The organism is Chryseobacterium koreense CCUG 49689 (assembly GCF_001045435.1).
GTDB classification, from domain to species: Bacteria; Bacteroidota; Bacteroidia; order Flavobacteriales; family Weeksellaceae; genus Kaistella; species Kaistella koreensis.
Window position 1 is genome coordinate 179,956 of sequence record NZ_LFNG01000006.1, and the last position, 19,180, is coordinate 199,135.

A 19,180-nucleotide genomic window follows, 5' to 3' on the forward strand; every position below is an offset into this window, starting at 1 on the left:
GGCAGGATTTGGCGTAATGGAATTAATAGCCAGGGATTTAATTTGTATTTTTGTGCTATCAGAGCAAACAATTAATCGACAGGTAAGAAATATGAATGAATTAGAACCTCTAAAAAGTATTTTTAAAGACAGAATTTTTAAAATTCCTGATTACCAGCGTGGCTACGCTTGGACAACACGACAACTAAGAGATTTTTGGGAGGATTTAGTAAATCTTCCAACTGATAGGTTTCATTATACAGGACTACTCTCATTAAAGAAAGTAGATAAAAACATTTGGAATAATTGGAATGATGAGCGTTGGCTAATTGAAGATAGGGGTTTTAAGCCTTTTCATATTGTTGATGGACAACAACGCCTAACAACATTTGTGATTTTCATACAAGCCATTTCGGAACAACTCAAAGCTATACCTGAAAACAAGGATAAAAAGGATGAAGAAATTTATCTTGGCTCTTTCAGTCTAAAAGCAATTAAGGAAGAATATTTAGTAGTCGAAAAACCACCGCAATTCATTATCAAAACATACAAGTTTGGATACGAGGTTGATAATCCAAGTTTCAAATTTCTACGGCATAAAATCTTTTTGGAACCCGATAGCGGAACAATTCAGGAAACTTTTTATACACTCAACCTTGAAAATGCCAAACGCTTTTTCAAAGAAAATCTGCAAAATTATTTTGATAAATATGGTTTGAGCGAAATCGAGGCATTGTTCAAAAAGGTTACACAGAATATGATGTTTAATGTCTATGAAATAAGTGATGATTTTGATGTTTTCGTTGCATTTGAAACGATGAACAATCGTGGAAAGAAGCTGTCAAATTTAGAGCTTCTTAAAAATCGCCTGATTTATCTAACCACTTTGTACGATGAAAAAGAATTAAAAAATGACGAGCGCATTTCTTTGCGTGAAAAAATCAATGATGCTTGGAAAGAAGTTTATTATCAACTTGGAAGAAATAAAAAAAATCCACTTAACGATGATGATTTTTTAGTGGCTCACTGGATTATGTATTTTCAATACACAAGGGAAAAAGGCGACGACTATATCAGGTTTTTATTAGAACAGAAGTTTACACCACAAAATATTTATGCTAAAACTGAAGTAAGACTTAGTTCAATACAGGAATTTGAAGAAGTCAGGGAAGATGAAGATACCGACCAAGAAGAAGTCGAGGCAAATGGAGAAGAGGAAATAATAGTGATGCGTTCCCAACTTTCTCCAAAAGAAATTGAAGATTACGTAAATAGCTTAAAATCCGCTGCTGTTCATTGGTATAATACCCATAATCCGGTAAACAATTTAGACTTAACCGCACAGGAAAGTCTGTGGATAGACCGACTGAACAGAATAGGTATAATTTATTTCCGTCCACTTGTAACTGTAGCTTTTTTAAACAAGGACATTAATTCGGATAAGCGAGTTGAATTACTTAAAGCAATTGAACGTTTTATATTTATTACATTCAGGCTTAGCCGAGCCTTTTCGACATATAGAAATAGTGAATTTTATCGTGCAGCAAGGCAGTTGCGAAATGGAGAATTGACAATCAACAGTATCATTCAACGATTGAATGATAGAATGAATTACTGTTTTTATACACCTGAAAATTCGGAAGAAACCTATTTCGATTATACATATTTCCAAAAGTTCATTGATAAGAAATTCAAAAGCGGAGGCGGGTTTTATTACTGGAATGGGCTTCGATATTTCTTATATGAATATGAAATGGAAAAAGTAAGACAAAGAGGTAGCCAGAAGATTGATTGGAAATTATTTGTAAAGAGTGAAAAAGATAAAGTTTCCGTTGAACATATTTATCCTCAAACTCCCACACATAAAATCTGGAAAGACAGTTTTAAAGGTTACAAAAAATCACAGCTACCTTTTTTTCAAGGAAGTTTAGGAAATCTTTTACCATTGTCACAAAGTATAAATTCAAGCCTCCAAAATGATTGTTTTGAAGACAAGAAGAGTGCAAAATATAATGACAAAAAGGAGAAAATAAGACAGGGTTATTCTGATGGTTCACACTCTGAAATCGAAGTTTCAGGATATGATGTTTGGAACTCTGATACTATCCTCGATAGAGGTAATAAATTATTGGAATTTATGGAGCAGCGTTGGGACTTGAAATTTGAAGATGATACAGCAAAAGCAGAATTATTATTCCTTGATTTTATGCTCGAAGAAGAAGAGGAACTACGTACCACTGAAGAATAAGCTGAATAATATATAGAAATGATAGTGTAAATGAATTATACAGAAAATATTGAACGTTTAAAAATACTCCTTACAGGAGCGTCCACTGATGTTACTATAACAAGTGAAAATGAAGCTGAATATAAAAGGTTAAAAAATGAACTGAATAAATCTTCTAAGTTCAAAACTAATCAACCCAAAGAATTTAAAATTTGTGTTACACTTCAAGAATTTAGAAGAGAAATGCAAGCTAAAGGTGGGTATGCAGAACGAAGAAAATATATTAATGAGATATTCTACCCTTTAATTTCGGATGAAAATTCCCTATTGGATAGTATAGAGGAAATACAACAAAATGTAAACTTTGGTCATTTAAACCTTTTGCCCCAAGATGTACAACAAAAAGGGCGAGAAATGTCGGAGGTTTATTTGTATTTGTATTGTATTGAAAATTCGTTAAGAATATTTATTGAAGAAATTATGAAGACGGAAATAGTAAATATTCCAAGAAAAGTACAAGAAACAATAGATAAATTAAAGAAAAGCGAACAAGAGAGCAAATATTTACCCATACGAGGTAATAGCGATTTGTTTTATTGCGATTTTATAGAGTTAGGAAAAATAATAGTTGGGAATTGGGCAATTTTCGGAAAGTATTTCCCTAAACAGAATGAACATTGGCTGAATGTAATGGTTGATGAATTGTACAAGATACGCTGTTTAGTTGCTCACAATAGTTATGTTGGTAAGGATGAGCGTGATGCACTAAAAGTTTATTATAAGAGTATTACAGCCCAATTACAATTATAGTATAGATTGGAAAACAAACCCTCTAATTCAGAGGGTTTTTATTATGGATTAAGGATTTGAAGCATCCTGCCGACTTCAATATCCATTCTCGAAAAGGCAAACCATTTTTTGCCGAGGTCTTTCAGTGATGCTCCGATATGGTAAAGTTCCGTATGGTCAATAATTAAAAAGCGGTCGTGGGCATCGGAAAAAACCTCAATATCTACCGGAGGGTATTGGCTGTTGTAGCGTTGTAAATCTAACCGTAGCTGATTGCTGATGCTTTTGGTAAGGATTGTAGCGGTTACATTAGTTTTACGTTTACCCAACAAAGTAAGCACCGTATCATCCACATAATTATCAAGCAGAATAATAGAGCTTTTGGCACTTCGGATAGTATCGGAAACAAAGGCGTAGGCATCAAACACCTGCCCGTTGTAGAAAATTCCTTTTTCGCTGTGGAGCTTGTCGCTTTCCAAAGCCTTAAAAATCTCTTCAAATTTTTGGTCGGCTTCCAGTTGCTTTAACTCGATATTATCCAAACGATGAAACAAAGAAGCGTTGCTAATGAGCATACGCCGCATTTCTACAAAGGCTTCCATTATTTCAACACTCATTTTAACGGCTATATCAGAACGGAGTATGGCAGATGCCATTGCAACGCCTTGTTCGGTAAAAACATAGGGCAAATAACGCCTGCCGCCGTAATTTAAACTTGAGGTTCCAATTTGGAACCTCAAGTTTTCCACTTCCTCTTCGGTCAGTTGAAAGCAGAATTACACAGGAAATCGCTCAATATTTCTTTTTACGGCTTTGTTTAGGTTCTTTGTTTCCACCTGATATAAGGCAGCGAGGTCGCTATCCAACATTACCTGTTTGCCCCGAATGGTATAAATCAGGTTTCTGATTTCTTTGGGTACGATTGACGGTTTATTTTCCATTGCGTTTACTGCTTTTGTTTTTCTCAAACTCAAAGGAACTTTCTGCGTTCTCTTTCAGAATGATGTAAGCATCGAATTTCTTTCCGGCTTTGCTTGTCATTCCTTTGATAAGAGAGGTTTTGCCTTTATTGACAAGGCTTGTTATGTTTTCGATGCTGATTTGTACACCGCAGACAGTGCGGAACTGTACCCAGTTACAAGCCTCATCAGGGCATTTCACAATCTTGTCACGGATAATAAGCTGCTGACTTTTGCATTTAGGGCAGGTCAGTTTCGGCTGATTGGTGCTTGCAATAGTAGTTTGCAGCAATTCATCAGTAATAGATTTGGCATAGGTTTCCATTTCCTTTTGGAACGTTCCGGCATTCGCTTCGTTGTTCTCAATTTTCTGTAATGCCAATTCCCATTCGGCGGTCATTGCCACATCCGCAATCTTACGTTCTTTGACCAACTCATAAACCTGCAATCCTTTTTCCGTAGGGATTAAAGAACGCTTATCCCGTTGGATATAATTACGGGTAAACAGGGTTTCGATAATGGCGGCTCTTGTTGCAGGCGTACCGATACCGATATTTTTCAGTGCTTTGCGCTCTTCCTCGTTCTCGATTTCTTTCCCTGCGGTTTCCATAGCCGACAAAAGCCCGGCTTCTGTGTAAAGCACTGGCGGTTTGGTCTGCTTTTCCAAAACGGCGGCCTCCTTTATCGCAAGTTCGTCGCCTTTATGCAGTTCAGGTAGTTCCTGTGCTGGCTCTTCGCCATCGTCTGTAAAACTGCCTTTAATGGAACGCCAACCTGCTTCCTGAATTTTACAGCCTTTTGCCGTAAAGTCGTAATGCAATACCTGTAATGATACATCGGTTATTTCTTTAATACAGGCTTGCGATATGGCTTCGAGCAATCGAAGTGCAATCATATTGTAAATCTTGTCTTCGTCTGCGTTGAGTACCGACGGCACTTTGTCCGTAATCAACAAACCGTGATGGTCCGTTACACGGAGGTCATTCACGATACGTTTGTTGAACCGTCCCCATTTGATTTTGGTAAGGGCTTGCTTGCAATCCTCACGGTTCTGCAATGCCCGCACAAGGTTTGGAATTTCTACCCACATATCTTCAGGGATATATTTGCTTCCGGTACGGGGGTACGTGATAAACTTCTTTTCATACAGGCTTTGCGCAATATTGAGGGTTGCTTCAGCAGATAATTTCAGCCTTTTGTTGGCTTCCTTTTGTAAGCCTGTCAGGTCAAAAAGCAAGGGCGGTTGTTCTGTAACGCTTTTGGTTTCTACCGAGGTAACGGTTGCCGTTGCGCCACGCTTAATAGCTTTAAGGGTATCATCTGCAAGCTGCTTTTCTTCCCATTTAGTAGCGGAAATGCTTTTGAAATCAATCTGCGCTTTATTGTGGGTTAATTGTATCTGCCAGTATTTCTTTACCGTGAAATTCTTATTGTCGAGGTAGCGTTTGCATATCAAAGCCAGTGTGGGCGTTTGCACTCTTCCGAGCGAATAAATACCGTTACCTGCGGCAATGCTCAATGCCTGCGTAGCATTGATGCCCACAAGCCAGTCGGCACGGCTTCTGCCTTGCGCTGCCTGATACAGTCCGTCAAATGCTGTCCCGTCTTTCAGGTTGTCGAAGCCCTGCTTTATTGCCTTTTCGGTAAGCGAACTTATCCAAAGGCGTTCAAAAGGCTTGTTGCATTTCAGGTATTCATAAATGTACCTGAAAATGAGTTCGCCCTCACGACCTGCATCGGTAGCAACAATGATGCTGTTGCTTTGCTTAAAAAGCTGCTCAATGACTTTCAGTTGCTTTAATGCGCCAGTATCGGCTGTGTATCCTTTGTCTTTTTTGACCTTGCGGACGGTCAATAAAAACGGGTTAGGCAATATCGGCAGGGATGCTTTGTCAAATCCCGAAATGCCGTAATCTTCTGGCATTCCCAGTCCAATTAAATGACCGAATGCCCACGTAACAAAATAGCCGTTACCTGTAAGGTAGCCATCCTTTTTATCGGATGCTCCCAACAAGCCGGCTATCTCTCTTGCTACGCTTGGTTTTTCTGCAATAATTGTTTTCATACTTGATTATCTTTTTACGCCTTTGGATTTCGCAGGAGCTTTGGGTTTTTCCTGTTGTTCCTGCTGCTGTTTGTTTTTCGGAGTTTGCTGACCGGACTTCAAAGGCTCTTGGACGTTCTTGGTCGCTTCGTTGGTCTTGCCCTCCGAATTGACGGCAGTTTGCGTTTTATGGCTTTCGGCAGGCTCTACCCGTGCTTTATACTGACCTGGAAACTCAAATTTGGTCTTGCCGGTATCTTTATCAAAAGTGATATAGCCCTTATACGGTTGGTCTTTTTTGTCTTTCAGTTCAACATATATGGTTTGTCCGGCTTTGAACTTGTTGTACTGCTCATCATCCAGTTCTTTGCCCCTGAAAGTTTTTGGAGCTTCCTGCGGTTGGCTTTGCTGATTGCTTTGTTGGGTGTTCTGTTGGTTCTTTTGCGCTTGCTGATTGTTGTTGCTTCTGTCAAACAGGAACTCAACGTATCGTTTATCTGCATTGAATTGTACAGTTGCCGAGAACTCCGTTCCTTTTGTGGAAATCATACCCTCTAAATAGAGTGGTTTGCCCTCCATCAGCGTTTGCTTTTGTTCCTCATTCAGCTTTACGCCTTTAATTTCATCGGGGATTTTTATAAACTCCGTGCGTAGCGCAATCACATCATTGGTCAGCCTGTCAATGCTGATAATGGACGGCATCAGTTCGCCTGTTTTGGAATTTACGAGATTGACCACACGCCCCATATTGCCCGTTTCAAGCAGGTTTTTCTTGTCTTCGTCCGTAAACTTGTGTCCGAAAAACTCAAAGTGCAGGTTAGGTTCTCTTTTGATACCGTGTATTGCCACGATAACATTGCCGTCTTCGGCTTGCTGCAAAGACAGGCGGGCATCCGTGCGGAGGATAGAACCACCGAGGTTAATACCTATCGGTAAAAGTTCATTGGTTTTGTAACCCCGTAACAAAGGGTCGAGCAGGTTTCTTTTTTCAAGATATTCTTTGCTTAATCCGAGGTTTTTCATTGTGTCCCAATCAATCTGCTCCGGCTTGTAGCGGTATTCGCTTGTTTCCGTTGTTGTTTGTGCTGTTGCCATATTATTTTGATTTTCTTGTTTTTTATCCGGTTGGGGTTCTGCTTTCACTTCGTGTTCTTTCAGCACTTTTTCGCCCTGTGGAGTGGGCTTATCTACGTGCTTTTGCAGTTCCTCTGCTTTTTCAGCAGCAACAGGGGCAGGCACTTTGAAGAAAGTAAAGTTTGTAGGGTTCTTTAACTGGCTGAAAAAATTGGAAAAGAAGTTGGAAAAGAAATCGCCGCTTTTGTCCACACGCATAAACTGATTTTGGTTCTTCTTGGTAGGGTCAACGGTTTCCATTTTCCCGTTTTCGCCTATACTCTTTACCGCCTGGATTTTCATTTTCTCTTTATCCAGTACGAGTAAGATGTCCGAAAGCTGTTCGGGCATTTCCTGTTTATTTGTTGTTTCTTCGCTCATAGTCTGAAAATTTTAAAATTTCACGGTCGAATGTAAAGGAAGCCTTCACTGATTTGCGTTATGTGGCATTCAAAGGCAGCGTTTGTCATTTATTGGCATCCAGTTTGGGCAAGGGAGGGTTAAAACTTTCCCTGATGAACTGATGCACATCAGACAGTTTGTAATACAGTTTTCCGCTAATGGTATAATAAGGGAGCTTGCCTATGGAGCGATACCGTTGCAGGGAACGGTTACTGATTTTCAGCATTTGCAATAAATCCTGATTGTCCAGTAATTCTTCGCCGTCTATGCTGTTGCGCTTCTTTTGTAAATCGTCTATGTGATTGCCAAGAATGTCCAGCCTATCCATTATGCGTTCCATCCACGCCACAAATTCCATTTTGTCGATATTCATACGGGTACGCTTTTAATTATTACCTGATTTCAGCTTTCTGCCTTTTTCGATATAGCTTTTGCCTTTCGCCATAAGCTGCTCTACATATTCATCGGTGGTCTGCACAGCGTTAGCGTTGAGCATTTCCTTGATAGCACCAATCGTATAGTAATACTGCCCGTACATTTTTGAAAAGGCTATCTGCCCATTGGTGCGCATACGCCACAATGTTTTTTCGCTGATGTGGAGATACTGGCAGACTTCGTGATTGTTGAGCCACAAACTATCGTAGCTTGTATCTTCCAGTTTGAGGATATATTCGCTAATGGCTTTCAACCGCTCATTGAGGTGCTTCCACACTTCTTCGTCAACTGTTATAATATTCATTGCACTGCTGTTTAATGTTCACAGGGCAAAATTCAGAAGTGTGGCAGTGTTTGTCTGCCAATGCTTACCCATTGGTTTGGCACTTTTTTGATTTTTTTTTGCAATGAGGAAAATCCTTGTTTAATAAGGGTTTTAGCGTGTTTCAGTTATTTTGTTGTAGCTTTTTGCCAACTTTTGCCAATTGGCAGATATGGACAAAAAAAGCAGTACACAAAATGTACTGCTTTGAAACACTTTTGCTGTTACGGCTAAAGGTCTTTATCCATATACTCTTCGAGGGAAATTTTGAGTTGGTCTAAAAACGCCGTCCGGGAGCCTGCCCTTGTTTTCATTCGGTGGAAAGAATGGTGTATATCGTTCAAGGGCGTTCGGAATAAGATTTGAAAAATCAGAGCTAATTTTCTGATGCCTATTTTACCGTATGCAATAGAATTGGAAGCATACAGGGCGTAAATCAATTCTATCAGTGCATTTTGTGAATTAGTCCACGAAATGTCTTTGCTTGCATCCCCGTTCATTAAAATGGTATCGGGATTTTTTTCAGGATTGATTTTGGTAAGCAAAAAAGTATAGAGTAATTCATTGGCTATAATGTGGGCAACTTTGTTATCGTAGTAGGTTGAAAAGCTAAGGTCAATTTCAAATACGGCACTCTTTAAACCATCGTGGTAATTGACTTTTCCGAGCCTGAAATAACTGTGGTCACGGTCTGTTCTGCCTGCACGGTAGTACCTGTAAAAATCTTCATTGGATATGCTTTCCTTATATTCGGATTTCAGGATTTTCAGTTGGTTTTCAAAATAGCTTTGATGTATTCTCCCGGTACTTACAGGACAGGTGGTTTCAATACGGAATACTTTATTGTAATAAATTAGTTTTCCTAAAATCTGCGGTTTAATGTTCTTGAAAAAATTGATTTCCTGCTGTTCATCCTTAAATCCGGTTTGTAAGACTTTCATCTTTATGGTAAATAGCATTTCCTTCAGGAATAAGGTCATTTGGTAAGCCTCATCAGCAGTTTGCATAATTTGAGAAGAAAGATTATCTTCCTGATGCTGAATTTGCGATAATATTTTACTCAACACGATTTCCATAGCTTAGTCTGTTAAAAGTTATCACTACTTGTTTCGGAACCACATTTTAATTGATATACCAAAACTTGGAAATAATATGTAAACCATTATCACATTGTGTCCCCATATTGGGAAAGATTTATTTCCAATTACGCTTTTTGATGTATATTGGAAAAGCAGAAAAAGGGTTAAGTACACTACGACTTAACCCTTTTTTTATTAAATTTGCAATAATGATTTACAAGGTAATCAGATGAAAGCGAGTGCAGTAAGCACCATTACTAAATCGTTACCGATAGCACTTTCGGTTCTTGTAAACTACTCTTTATTAGCCACTTTGGGCTATATTAATCTTTTTAACTAAAAAAATGAAATTATTCCCGGTCGAAACGAGCCAGCTTCTTTTCTATCCAGATGGTGGCGAAAGGGAAAAATGCCGAAATCAAAGCAAAGACGAAATCTTCATCGTCCCACTTGAAAATCTTTCTTGCAGGAAGAATCAGCAAAAGGTAAAGGGTAAAAAACAAACCGTGGATATTTCCGATGGTCGCAATGTAAATAATGGGCAGCAAACCATCTCGATCATAGCGGATCCAGATCATCGCCGAAAACAAAAGTGCCCACGAAATGGCTTCTAATTCACAAACTTTTTTGAACCATTTGATGATTTTTTCTTCGGAATATTTTGACAGATACTTTTCTATGAAATTCATGATTTAGAGCGGCGATTACTTTAGGATTTTATTAAGGCAAATAGATACTCACATAGTCCCTACTTTTTACATTATATCCTTGATAAGTTTTAGCTTGCCATTTTAAGGTTGTTATATACTTTTTTAAACTTTCTTCAAAATATTGTCTGAATTTACTGTTTTTTGGGTTTTGAAATTCTGCCTCCACTTGCAAATTAGAAATCTTTCCATTTTGGTCCAAAATAAAATACGCGCTGACATAAGAATAAAGCTCATCAGTTTTTCGATTTGCATATCCTTTTGGCAGATTATACTTTTTCCAAAATCCATCCTCAATAATATTACGCTGTTCTTGAAATGTTTCGGTCCCCAATAATATTGGTTTATGGTCCAGTTCATCAAAGCGGGAGTCAAAAATTCGCTCGGGATTATTTTTAATAAAAATCTTTAGAGCTTCGTCAATTTTTGCCTCAAAATATTTTTCGCCAAATTTTTCTTCAGCATTTTTCGTCATGAAATATTTATAGCATTCTTGCTGTGTGTAATGAAAAGGTAGGTCACTCCCCATCCAGCTTCCGCCGAAAATAATGTCGTCCTTTTTTAAAATTTCCTCTAATTCAACTCCTTGCAAGAAATTGTAAGAACTTGGTGCTGGAAGATTGATGTAATAAATTGTTTTCGTTTTAGCATCTTCCGCAGCTCTTTTTTCATCAATGTCACATTTTGAGTAGTAATTTTTTTTCAACTCCTCCACCATTTTTATGCGAATACTATCACTGATCTGCCCCAACAGAAAATGCTGACAACAAATAAAAATAACAAGAGAAATTATGTATTTATTATAATTCATTCGCTTAAACTAATTAAGACAAAAGTCTTCCATCTGCCGACTTCGGTCTTCCAGCTCTTATCTTTCATCACCTATAAAAAGAAGATCCGTCCAAATATTCAAAAACTTCTGGCGGCAACATCGGCCGCACATTTTTTCCCAGCTTAATCATCTCCCTGATTTCTGTGGCAGAAAGTTCAACCACGGGTGCTTTAATTAAATGAATATTTTCGTGCTGCAGATATTCGTGATTCCGTTTCTCGCCATTGAAAACGCGAGGATACACAATAATCTGATGATTTTTAATTAAAGTTTCCGAGTTTTTCCACTTTTTAAGTCCGTCCAGATTATCTTCACCCATGATCAATGCGAAAGTATAGTCCGGAAATTTCTCGTGGAGATAAGTCAGCGTGTCAATCGTATAGCTCGGTTTCGGCAATGAAAACTCTACATTAGAAGCGCGCATTTTCGGGTAATTCTTTACTGCAAGTTGCACCATATCAAACCGATTGTGATCCTTTAGCAAAGATTTCTTGTCTTTAAAGGGATTTTGCGGACTCACTACGAACCAAAGTTCCTCCATATCCGAATTTTCCAGGATATAGTTGGCCAAAATCAAATGCCCGATATGGATTGGGTTAAAAGAACCGAAAAACAAACCTACTTTTTTCATAATAATTAATGTTGATTCTTGTCAATTTCGTGTTCTAAATTGTCAAGAAATCCATTAAGAGGCTAAAGATAGAAAAAAGGATTCTAAAGAAAAATTTCAGGATACATTCCGCACAAAAAAATCCGCCACAAGTTTTTGTGGCGGAAGTAAGAAATTTAAAGAATGTTACTTCTTAATAAAGCGTTTTGTTGTGGTATTACCATTTTTGTCCTTCATCTGAATAACATAATTTCCTGCAGAGAGGTTTTTCGTATCGATGACACTTCCTTCAAATTTTACAGGAACAGTTCTACCATCCGCTGTAAAAATCGAAACTTCAGTTGGTATCATACCTTTTACATTCAACACGTCTTTAGTAGGATTCGGAAATATCTGAACCGCTTGATCTAGATTTGAATTATTAGTTGCCAATACATTATCAGTAACACTGAAATCGTCAAAACCTAACCACCATGGAGAAGTTGTGGTGGAATTGGTCCCAATACCAAAGTAATAGACACCAGTAGTGGATGGAGTGAAATCAACACTTACGTCCTTGTAAGTCGCAGAGGTAGTTGTAGAAGGAGTAACAAAAGTGTTTAAAGTGGTCGCACCTGTAGGATTTTGGGCATTATTCGCATATACCTTTCCGCTCCATCCTGAAACACCGTCTCCTGCCCAACTAAATTTCAGTTTATAGGTACTATTCGCGGTCATGCTAAATCCAGGAGTCCACAGGTAATATTCCACATTATTATGATAATAAATAGTTACATAATTAGGAGCAGATTTAGGATCATTATAGGTATGTGTTGCGGCATTCGCAATTGAATACTGTGCATTTCCGGTCGCTGCTGCTTGTTGCGCCCAACATGGCGGAAGATTTCCGACGGCAGCAGTGTAGGAATCAAAATTCTCTGTCCAAGGTAATGCAGTTGATAAACAAGAAGTATTGAAAGATCCCATTGCACTCCAGTCTCCGGAGTTGCTGCCGCACTCTGGACGAATCCAGAAATAGTACTTAGTTGCTTCAATCAAACCACTAATATCTGCTGTTGTTATTCCTGCACCAACAGTTCCAGATGGGGTTGTGCTTGAAGTTGGAGTGGTGTTGGAAGTACTGTAATAATAGCTGTATCCATTTGAAGGAGCCGGATTTCCAGCCGACCAATTTATCGTTGCACTGTTCGCAGTGACATTAGTAGTTGCCAAAACGGAAACTGCACTGGAACAAGCACCTGTCCAGGTAAAGCCAATATAAGGTCTTCGATAATTTGCGCTCGATAAGCTTGTACCCGGAGTACCGGTAGTATTATTGACGTATTTTGTCGTATTATTATTTGTAGTACTGATGCATGAAGCTGTATATTCATAAGCCCAGGTGAAGCTGTTCGAAGCAGATGGATTTGTATATTCCATAAAAACTGCAAGATTTTTAGTTCCTGAGTAAGTGAAAAGCGTGGAAAAATTAAACCCCTTCCAACCAGCTGTACCATCGGCAATAGGTTGCGGATCACCATCAAAAACTTTAGTGGCGGTAGAAGTTGCTGTTGCCCAATCGAGCGCGGCGGTACCCCAATCGGTTGCGGTGGTTTCTGCAAGATATAGCTTAAAATTAGCAGAGCTACCTAACATCGCCGGCAAAGTCACTTTGTAAAAATACATTATGGAGAGCTCTTTTCCGGCAATACCTGTCAGTTGACTTGACGGGTAAATAACTGCTGTACGATTGGTAGCATTTGCAGTCGCCACCGTATTCATCGGGCCATAAGAATTGCTCCCTAAATTAAGATTGGGTGCACTGGAACAATAGTTAATAGTCCAGGATTGAGAGAATGCGGAATTTCCTAAGAAAACCAGCATAAAAATGGTAAAAAGATTTTTCATAAGTTGAACATTTGAAATTTAAATAATGTTTACTGCTTTTCGTTGCGATATCAAAATTACAAATATATTTCATCATCAAGTAAATTTTATTCAAAAAAAATCGTGAACCCCTTTTGGACTTTTTAAATTTAACTTATAGTGGATAAATTAAAAAAGAATTGTTGATCTGCGCCGTATTTAAGTATATTTGGATCATCGCAAAATTTCGAAATAATATTTGTTGTAATTTTCTGTTCAATTCTTGAATACTTTTTAATGAAATTCCTGATAATATTTATACTGTTATCTTCCAGCCTGCTTTTCAATGCACAGCAAAAAGAATTCTGGGTGGTGGATGTGCAGACCAGCAAAAAGGTTTTGGTTAAAGATTCCGCCGCCGCTGTGAGATTTTTGGACTCGCTTTCGCAAAATAGTTTCTATTTGACGGAGCTAAAAAAAGTTACCCAAGACGGAAATAAAACCGAAATATATTACGATAAAGGCAAAGACTTCAATGAAGTACATGTCAATCTTTCAGATGAAATCCAGAAAAACGCTAAACTTCAGAGATCGTTCTTCACAAAAAATTTAGATTCCTTAAAAAAAGAAATCAGTGAAAACTATCGTAACCGGGGATATGCTTTCAACCGGGTAAAGTCAAAATTCATTGGAATGAAAGATGGAATTCCACAGGTACAGGTCTCCGTAATTCCCGGAAATCAGCGGAAAATTGACTCATTCGAGTTTCGCGGCTACGAAAAACTGCCGAAACGCTTCGTGAAAAATTTGGAAAAAGAATTTAGGGGCAAAATTTATGAAGACAAAAATCTGGTCCAGATCAACAAATCCTTGCAGAACCACCCCTTTCTACTTTTGGATAAGCCACCGCAAACGCTGTTCACGAAGGATTCTACCCAAATTTTTCTTTTTACCCAAAAGAAGAAGTCTAATACTTTTGATGGAATCATTGGTTTTGGAAATGATAAAACAGACAAATTCACCTTTAACGGCAGCATCAATGTGAACTTCAGAAATATGTTCAACAGTTTCGAAAGCATCAATATTTATTGGCAAAGAAATCCGGATCGTGGACAAACTTTCGACCTGAAAACCGATATTCCTTACCTTTTCGGCTCGAATGTGGGAACGAATATCAACGTGAATATTTTCCGACAGGATTCCACTTTTGCCAATGTGAAATTCATTCCCGGATTTTATATTCACTTAAACAACAGGCAAAAATTAGGTGTTCGCGGAACTTTTGAAACATCTACCGTTATGGATTCCCTTTATACAGGCGGAAAAGATTACAACAAAAAAGGAATCGGTGCTTTTTATGAATACCTTGAACCTTCGGAAATAGAACTTTTTCTGTACCGAACCAGGATTCGCGCAGAAGCGGATTATATTTCAACCAATTATTCGAAGGAAAATCAGAATGTTGCGCAAAATAATTTCTACTTATTTGGCGAACGAAATTTTCATATCAAAGCCAATCACTATCTCAACTTAAAAGGTGAAACTGCAATGATCAGCTCCAAAAACGAATTTGCAGCAAATGAACTTCTGCGATTTGGTGGCTGGAATTCCTTGCGTGGTTTCAATGAAAACTCCCTTTACGCCGACTTTTATTACTACGGAAACGCAGAATATCGGTATGTCACCGGCAATCAGGCATTCTTCGATATTTTCGGGCAATATGCGCAATTGAACAACAAGACGCTGTCCTTAAAACCAAAGTTTTATAGTTTTGGGTTTGGGTTTAATTTCTTTTTACCGATCGGCTTGATGAGTTTCCAGATTTCTAATGGTAATGAATTTGGCAATCCCATAAAATTCAGCGACACGAAGATTCACTGGGGGATCCTAACAAGGTTCTGATTTTTTAGGAGCAACAAGAGTTGGGTTTTCTTTCACAGGCGGTCCCGCTGTCCGCTATTACTCCTCGCACAGCCGCAAATCCCACCGCTTGCTGTGGGGTAGCCGCTTCCATCGGGGCTAGTTTTGAAGCGTGGATTTTCTTTTGAAATTTTGCAGGTTTGGAAAAGTAAATTTCTTAAATGCAATGTTTTTCTGAACAGAGAGATTTGAACTGGAATTTGTTCAAAAATTTAGAGATTGCGGAAAGCGGTTTCAGTTGGTAAGCAGTTTATTGTTTTTTATACAACTTTTCTTTCATAGTGGAATCTAAAGATTCCTAAACTTCACATTTTTTTTCATCAGCAATTTCTTTATTACTTCCGATTTTTGATAGGGCGCTGGAATTCCGATGATCTCATAATCATCATTAAATATAAGATACCAATTTTTTACACTGTAGTCAATGTGCTTAACTGCTAAATTGAGGTTTTCGAATTTGGTCTCCTTAAATGACTTTTTTAGTATCTCAGATTTATTGAGTGACTCGTCTATAATTAATCGGTATCCGTCAATTAAATATACTTTCGTATAATTGACACCATATAATAATTTCGGATTAACAAAACCGATATCTAAACCAAATGCGTCTTCTGTATTTTCACTTGTGTTAGCGCTAATTGTTAAAATGTTTTCTTCCCTATTAAATTCTCTTTCAGAATTTCTATATTCAATATAAGCCTGCACAATCGTATGAAATAATTCACTCCTTTTATGTCTCTGAACATTGGAGTGGCAACTAACAATAATATTAATAACTACTAGCATTAAAAGCTTTTTCATACTCTTATAAATTAGATTTACCCAGCTGCTCTAATCATCTCGACTCATCTGAGCTATTAAACATCATAAGCCGACGTTCATCAAAGATAAAAACATTTACATAAAGAATAATCAGAATATTTCCACTTGCAAGAAACAAAAAATCCCCGACCATTTCCGGTCGGGGACTTGAAAAAAAACTGGCGGCGGCCTACTCTCCCGCTTGTCGCAGTACCATCGGCGCTGGAGGGCTTAACTTCCGTGTTCGGAATGGGAACGGGTGAGCCCCTCCGCTATAGCCACCCTAAATATATTGACGGTAAAGTGTGTCACAAAGAGCAAACCTTGAGCGCGCCTCCCGGCGCCCAATCAGGCCATAAATCTACGGGTAATTAGTACTGCTCGGCTATGCCGTTGCCGGCTTTACACCTGCAGCCTATCGACGTGGTCATCTCCCACGACCCTTAAAAGATGTCTCATCTCGAGGCAGGTTTCGCACTTATATGCCTTCAGTGCTTATCCATACCGAACGTAGCTACTCTGCGGTGCGCCTGGCGGCACAACAGATACACCAGAGGTTCGTTCAAATCGGTCCTCTCGTACTAGATTCAAGCCCTCCCAAACATCTAACGCCCGCAATAGATAGAGACCGAACTGTCTCACGACGTTCTGAACCCAGCTCGCGTGCCACTTTAATGGGCGAACAGCCCAACCCTTGGGACCTTCTCCAGCCCCAGGATGTGACGAGCCGACATCGAGGTGCCGAACCTCCCCGTCGATGTGAGCTCTTGGGGGAGACTAGCCTGTTATCCCCGGAGTACCTTTTATCCTATGAGCGATGGCCCTTCCATGCGGAACCACCGGATCACTATGTCCTGCTTTCGCACCTGGTCGACTTGTTGGTCTCGCAGTCAAGCACCCTTATGCCATTACACTCTGCGCACGGTTACCAAGCGTGCTGAGGGTACCTTTGAAAGCCTCCGTTACTCTTTTGGAGGCGACCACCCCAGTCAAACTACCCACCACGCGGTGTCCCCCGGAATCCGGGGTTAGGCTCCAAGTAAGCAAAGGGTGGTATTTCAACGACGGCTCCACGCATACTGGCGTACACGCTTCGAAGCCTCCCACCTATCCTACACATTGCTTACTCAGAGTCAACACGAAGTTATAGTAAAGGTTCACAGGGTCTTTTCGTCCCATTGCGGGTAATCGGCATCTTCACCGATACTACAATTTCACCGAGCTCGTGGCTGAGACAGTGCCCAGATCGTTACACCATTCGTGCAGGTCGGAACTTACCCGACAAGGAATTTCGCTACCTTAGGACCGTTATAGTTACGGCCGCCGTTTACTGGGGCTTCAGTCAAAAGCTTCGCTTGCGCTAACTTCCTTCCTTAACCTTCCAGCACCGGGCAGGTGTCAGACCCTATACAGCATCTTTCGATTTAGCAGAGTCCTGTGTTTTTGATAAACAGTCGCCTGGGCCTCTTTACTGAGGCCAGCCTTGCGGCTGGCGTCCCTTCTTCCGAAGTTACGAGACTATTTTGCCTAGTTCCTTAGCCACGACTCACTCGAGCACCTTAGGATTCTCTCCTCGACCACCTGTGTCGGTTTTGGTACGGGTTGCTTCACTTCGGCTTTTCTTGGAACCGCTTTCCCTGCAGCAGCTTCGCCCGGAGGCTAGGCCTTGACTATTCCGTCAGTCTCCAGCAGGTACGGCGATCCGTCCCCTTTTTAGTGTGAGCAAGTACGGGAATATTAACCCGTTGTCCATCCACTTCCCCTCTCGGGTTCGCGTTAGGTCCCGACTAACCCCCAGCTGATTAGCATGGCTGGGGAAACCTTGGTCTTTCGGTGAGGGGGTTTCTCGCCCCCTTTATCGTTACTTATGCCTACATTTTCTTTTCTATAAGCTCCACGGAACCTCGCGGTACCGCTTCTGCGCCGATAGAATGCTCCCCTACCAGACCCCGCATAGCGGGGAATCCATAGCTTCGGTAATATGCTTATGCCCGATTATTATCCATGCCGGACCGCTCGACTAGTGAGCTGTTACGCACTCTTTAAATGAATGGCTGCTTCCAAGCCAACATCCTAGCTGTCAATGCAGTCCAACCGCGTTGTCTCAACTTAGCATATATTTGGGGACCTTAGCTGTTGGTCCGGGTTCTTTCCCTCTCGGACATGGACCTTAGCACCCATGCCCTCACTGCCGCGCATCATTTATTAGCATTCGGAGTTTGTCAGGAATTGGTAGGCGATGAAACCCCCGCATCCAATCAGTAGCTCTACCTCTAATAAACTTATCGCGACGCTGCACCTAAATGCATTTCGGGGAGTACGAGCTATCTCCCAGTTTGATTGGCCTTTCACCCCTACCCACAAGTCATCCGAAGACTTTTCAACGTCAACCGGTTCGGTCCTCCACTTTGTGTTACCAAAGCTTCAACCTGCCCATGGGTAGATCACAAGGTTTCGCGTCTAATCCTACTGACTATGCGCCCTATTCAGACTCGCTTTCGCTCCGCCTCCGCACCTGAAGTGCTTAAGCTCGCCAGTAAAATTAACTCGTAGGCTCATTATGCAAAAGGCACGCCGTCATCCCGAAAATTCGGGACTCCGACCGCTTGTAGGCGTACGGTTTCAGGTTCTCTTTCACCCTCCTGTTCGGAGTGCTTTTCACCTTTCCTTCACAGTACTTGTTCACTATCGGTCTTTCAGGAGTATTTAGCCTTGGAGGATGGTCCCCCCATATTCAGACAGGATTTCACGTGTCCCGCCCTACTCATTTATCATCAAAATATGCCTTTCGATTACGGGGCTGTCACCCTCTGCGGCCGTTCTTTCCAGAACGTTCTTCTAAACATATAAAGACTTTTGGGCTAATCCGCTTTCGCTCGCCACTACTTACGGAATCTCTTCGATTTCTTTTCCTCCGGGTACTTAGATGTTTCAGTTCTCCGGGTTTGCCCCCGCCTTACGGCGGGTGACTGGTCTTCAACCAGCCGGGTTGCCCCATTCGGACATCTGCGGATCAATTCGTGTGTGCCGATCCCCGCAGCTTTTCGCAGCTTACCACGTCCTTCTTCGCCTCTGAAAGCCTAGGCATCCGCCATACGCCCTTAACGATTTCTTTC

At 40.3% G+C, this 19,180-nt stretch carries 13 protein-coding genes, 2 rRNA genes and 1 pseudogene; 3 read left to right on the forward strand and 13 right to left on the reverse strand.

All coding sequences use genetic code 11. The annotated features are described in order from the left end of the window. Positions 1-16 precede the first annotated feature (16 nt). Entirely contained in the window at positions 17-2,227 is a 2,211-nt protein-coding gene (locus ACM44_RS05635; protein WP_053215439.1) for a DUF262 domain-containing protein, read from the forward strand. A gap of 30 nt (positions 2,228-2,257) precedes the next feature. After that, entirely contained in the window at positions 2,258-3,016 is a 759-nt protein-coding gene (locus ACM44_RS05640) for a Swt1 family HEPN domain-containing protein (protein ID WP_048499055.1), read from the forward strand. 41 nt (positions 3,017-3,057) lie between these two features. Here the strand turns inward: ACM44_RS05640 and ACM44_RS05645 are convergent. The 10 genes and pseudogenes from ACM44_RS05645 to ACM44_RS05690 form a co-directional block, all read right to left on the reverse strand. Then, positions 3,058-3,936 (reverse strand): annotated as a pseudogene (locus tag ACM44_RS05645) (ORF6N domain-containing protein). Next, positions 3,926-6,019, reverse strand: a complete 2,094-nt coding sequence (locus ACM44_RS05650; RefSeq protein ID WP_048499056.1) for a type IA DNA topoisomerase — start codon at positions 6,017-6,019, stop codon at positions 3,926-3,928. Before ACM44_RS05650 ends, ACM44_RS05645 begins: the two are co-directional and overlap by 11 nt. A 6-nt stretch (positions 6,020-6,025) precedes the next feature. After that, positions 6,026-7,492, reverse strand: a complete 1,467-nt coding sequence (locus tag ACM44_RS05655) for a DUF3945 domain-containing protein (RefSeq protein ID WP_048499057.1) — start codon at positions 7,490-7,492, stop codon at positions 6,026-6,028. A gap of 85 nt (positions 7,493-7,577) precedes the next feature. Further along, a complete protein-coding gene (locus ACM44_RS05660) occupies positions 7,578-7,886 on the reverse strand; it encodes a helix-turn-helix domain-containing protein (protein WP_002978404.1) in 309 nt (102 codons plus the stop codon). Positions 7,887-7,898: 12 nt separating this feature from the next. Next, complete coding sequence (locus tag ACM44_RS05665; RefSeq protein ID WP_446662284.1) at positions 7,899-8,225, reverse strand: helix-turn-helix domain-containing protein; 327 nt, start codon at positions 8,223-8,225, stop codon at positions 7,899-7,901. 275 nt (positions 8,226-8,500) lie between these two features. After that, the gene (locus ACM44_RS05670; RefSeq protein ID WP_048499058.1) at positions 8,501-9,346 is read right to left on the reverse strand and encodes an RteC domain-containing protein; all 846 of its coding nucleotides are present in this window, start codon (positions 9,344-9,346) and stop codon (positions 8,501-8,503) included. A 353-nt stretch (positions 9,347-9,699) separates the two neighbouring features. Further along, positions 9,700-10,038: a DUF3817 domain-containing protein gene (locus tag ACM44_RS05675; protein ID WP_048499059.1), complete on the reverse strand. Its 339-nt coding sequence runs from the start codon at positions 10,036-10,038 to the stop codon at positions 9,700-9,702. A gap of 31 nt (positions 10,039-10,069) precedes the next feature. Then, positions 10,070-10,867: a hypothetical protein gene (locus tag ACM44_RS05680; protein ID WP_152669304.1), complete on the reverse strand. Its 798-nt coding sequence runs from the start codon at positions 10,865-10,867 to the stop codon at positions 10,070-10,072. A 67-nt stretch (positions 10,868-10,934) separates the two neighbouring features. After that, the gene (gene nadD, locus ACM44_RS05685; protein ID WP_048499061.1) at positions 10,935-11,519 is read right to left on the reverse strand and encodes a nicotinate (nicotinamide) nucleotide adenylyltransferase; all 585 of its coding nucleotides are present in this window, start codon (positions 11,517-11,519) and stop codon (positions 10,935-10,937) included. Positions 11,520-11,684: 165 nt separating this feature from the next. After that, entirely contained in the window at positions 11,685-13,385 is a 1,701-nt protein-coding gene (locus tag ACM44_RS05690) for a T9SS-dependent choice-of-anchor J family protein (RefSeq protein ID WP_048499062.1), read from the reverse strand. A gap of 255 nt (positions 13,386-13,640) precedes the next feature. On the opposite strand from ACM44_RS05690, the gene ACM44_RS05695 reads away from it, so the two are divergent. Then, on the forward strand, positions 13,641-15,245 hold the full coding sequence (locus ACM44_RS05695) for a BamA/TamA family outer membrane protein (protein ID WP_048499063.1): 1,605 nt from the start codon (positions 13,641-13,643) through the stop codon (positions 15,243-15,245). 306 nt (positions 15,246-15,551) lie between these two features. On the opposite strand, the gene ACM44_RS05700 is transcribed toward ACM44_RS05695, so the two are convergent. The 3 genes from ACM44_RS05700 to ACM44_RS05710 form a co-directional block, all read right to left on the reverse strand. Then, positions 15,552-16,064, reverse strand: coding sequence for a hypothetical protein (locus ACM44_RS05700; RefSeq protein ID WP_048499064.1), 513 nt, complete (start codon positions 16,062-16,064; stop codon positions 15,552-15,554). Between the two features lie 177 nt (positions 16,065-16,241). Further along, positions 16,242-16,350 (reverse strand): 5S ribosomal RNA (rrf, locus tag ACM44_RS05705). A 65-nt stretch (positions 16,351-16,415) separates the two neighbouring features. Further along, positions 16,416-19,179, reverse strand: a 23S ribosomal RNA gene (locus tag ACM44_RS05710). Position 19,180: the final 1 nt, after the last annotated feature.

Excerpts from the sequence above, each read along its gene's own strand:
- ACM44_RS05700 (WP_048499064.1), bottom strand. The coding sequence starts at position 16,064 with ATGAAAAAGCTTTTAATGCTAGTAGTTATTAATATTATTGTTAGTTGC.
- ACM44_RS05660 (WP_002978404.1), bottom strand. The coding sequence starts at position 7,886 with ATGAATATCGACAAAATGGAATTTGTGGCGTGGATGGAACGCATAATG.
- ACM44_RS05640 (WP_048499055.1), top strand. The coding sequence starts at position 2,258 with ATGAATTATACAGAAAATATTGAACGTTTAAAAATACTCCTTACAGGA.
- ACM44_RS05680 (WP_152669304.1), bottom strand. The coding sequence starts at position 10,867 with ATGAATTATAATAAATACATAATTTCTCTTGTTATTTTTATTTGTTGT.
- ACM44_RS05655 (WP_048499057.1), bottom strand. The coding sequence starts at position 7,492 with ATGAGCGAAGAAACAACAAATAAACAGGAAATGCCCGAACAGCTTTCG.
- ACM44_RS05690 (WP_048499062.1), bottom strand. The coding sequence starts at position 13,385 with ATGAAAAATCTTTTTACCATTTTTATGCTGGTTTTCTTAGGAAATTCC.
- ACM44_RS05695 (WP_048499063.1), top strand. The coding sequence starts at position 13,641 with ATGAAATTCCTGATAATATTTATACTGTTATCTTCCAGCCTGCTTTTC.
- nadD (WP_048499061.1), bottom strand. The coding sequence starts at position 11,519 with ATGAAAAAAGTAGGTTTGTTTTTCGGTTCTTTTAACCCAATCCATATC.
- ACM44_RS05635 (WP_053215439.1), top strand. The coding sequence starts at position 17 with ATGGAATTAATAGCCAGGGATTTAATTTGTATTTTTGTGCTATCAGAG.
- ACM44_RS05675 (WP_048499059.1), bottom strand. The coding sequence starts at position 10,038 with ATGAATTTCATAGAAAAGTATCTGTCAAAATATTCCGAAGAAAAAATC.
- ACM44_RS05650 (WP_048499056.1), bottom strand. The coding sequence starts at position 6,019 with ATGAAAACAATTATTGCAGAAAAACCAAGCGTAGCAAGAGAGATAGCC.
- ACM44_RS05670 (WP_048499058.1), bottom strand. The coding sequence starts at position 9,346 with ATGGAAATCGTGTTGAGTAAAATATTATCGCAAATTCAGCATCAGGAA.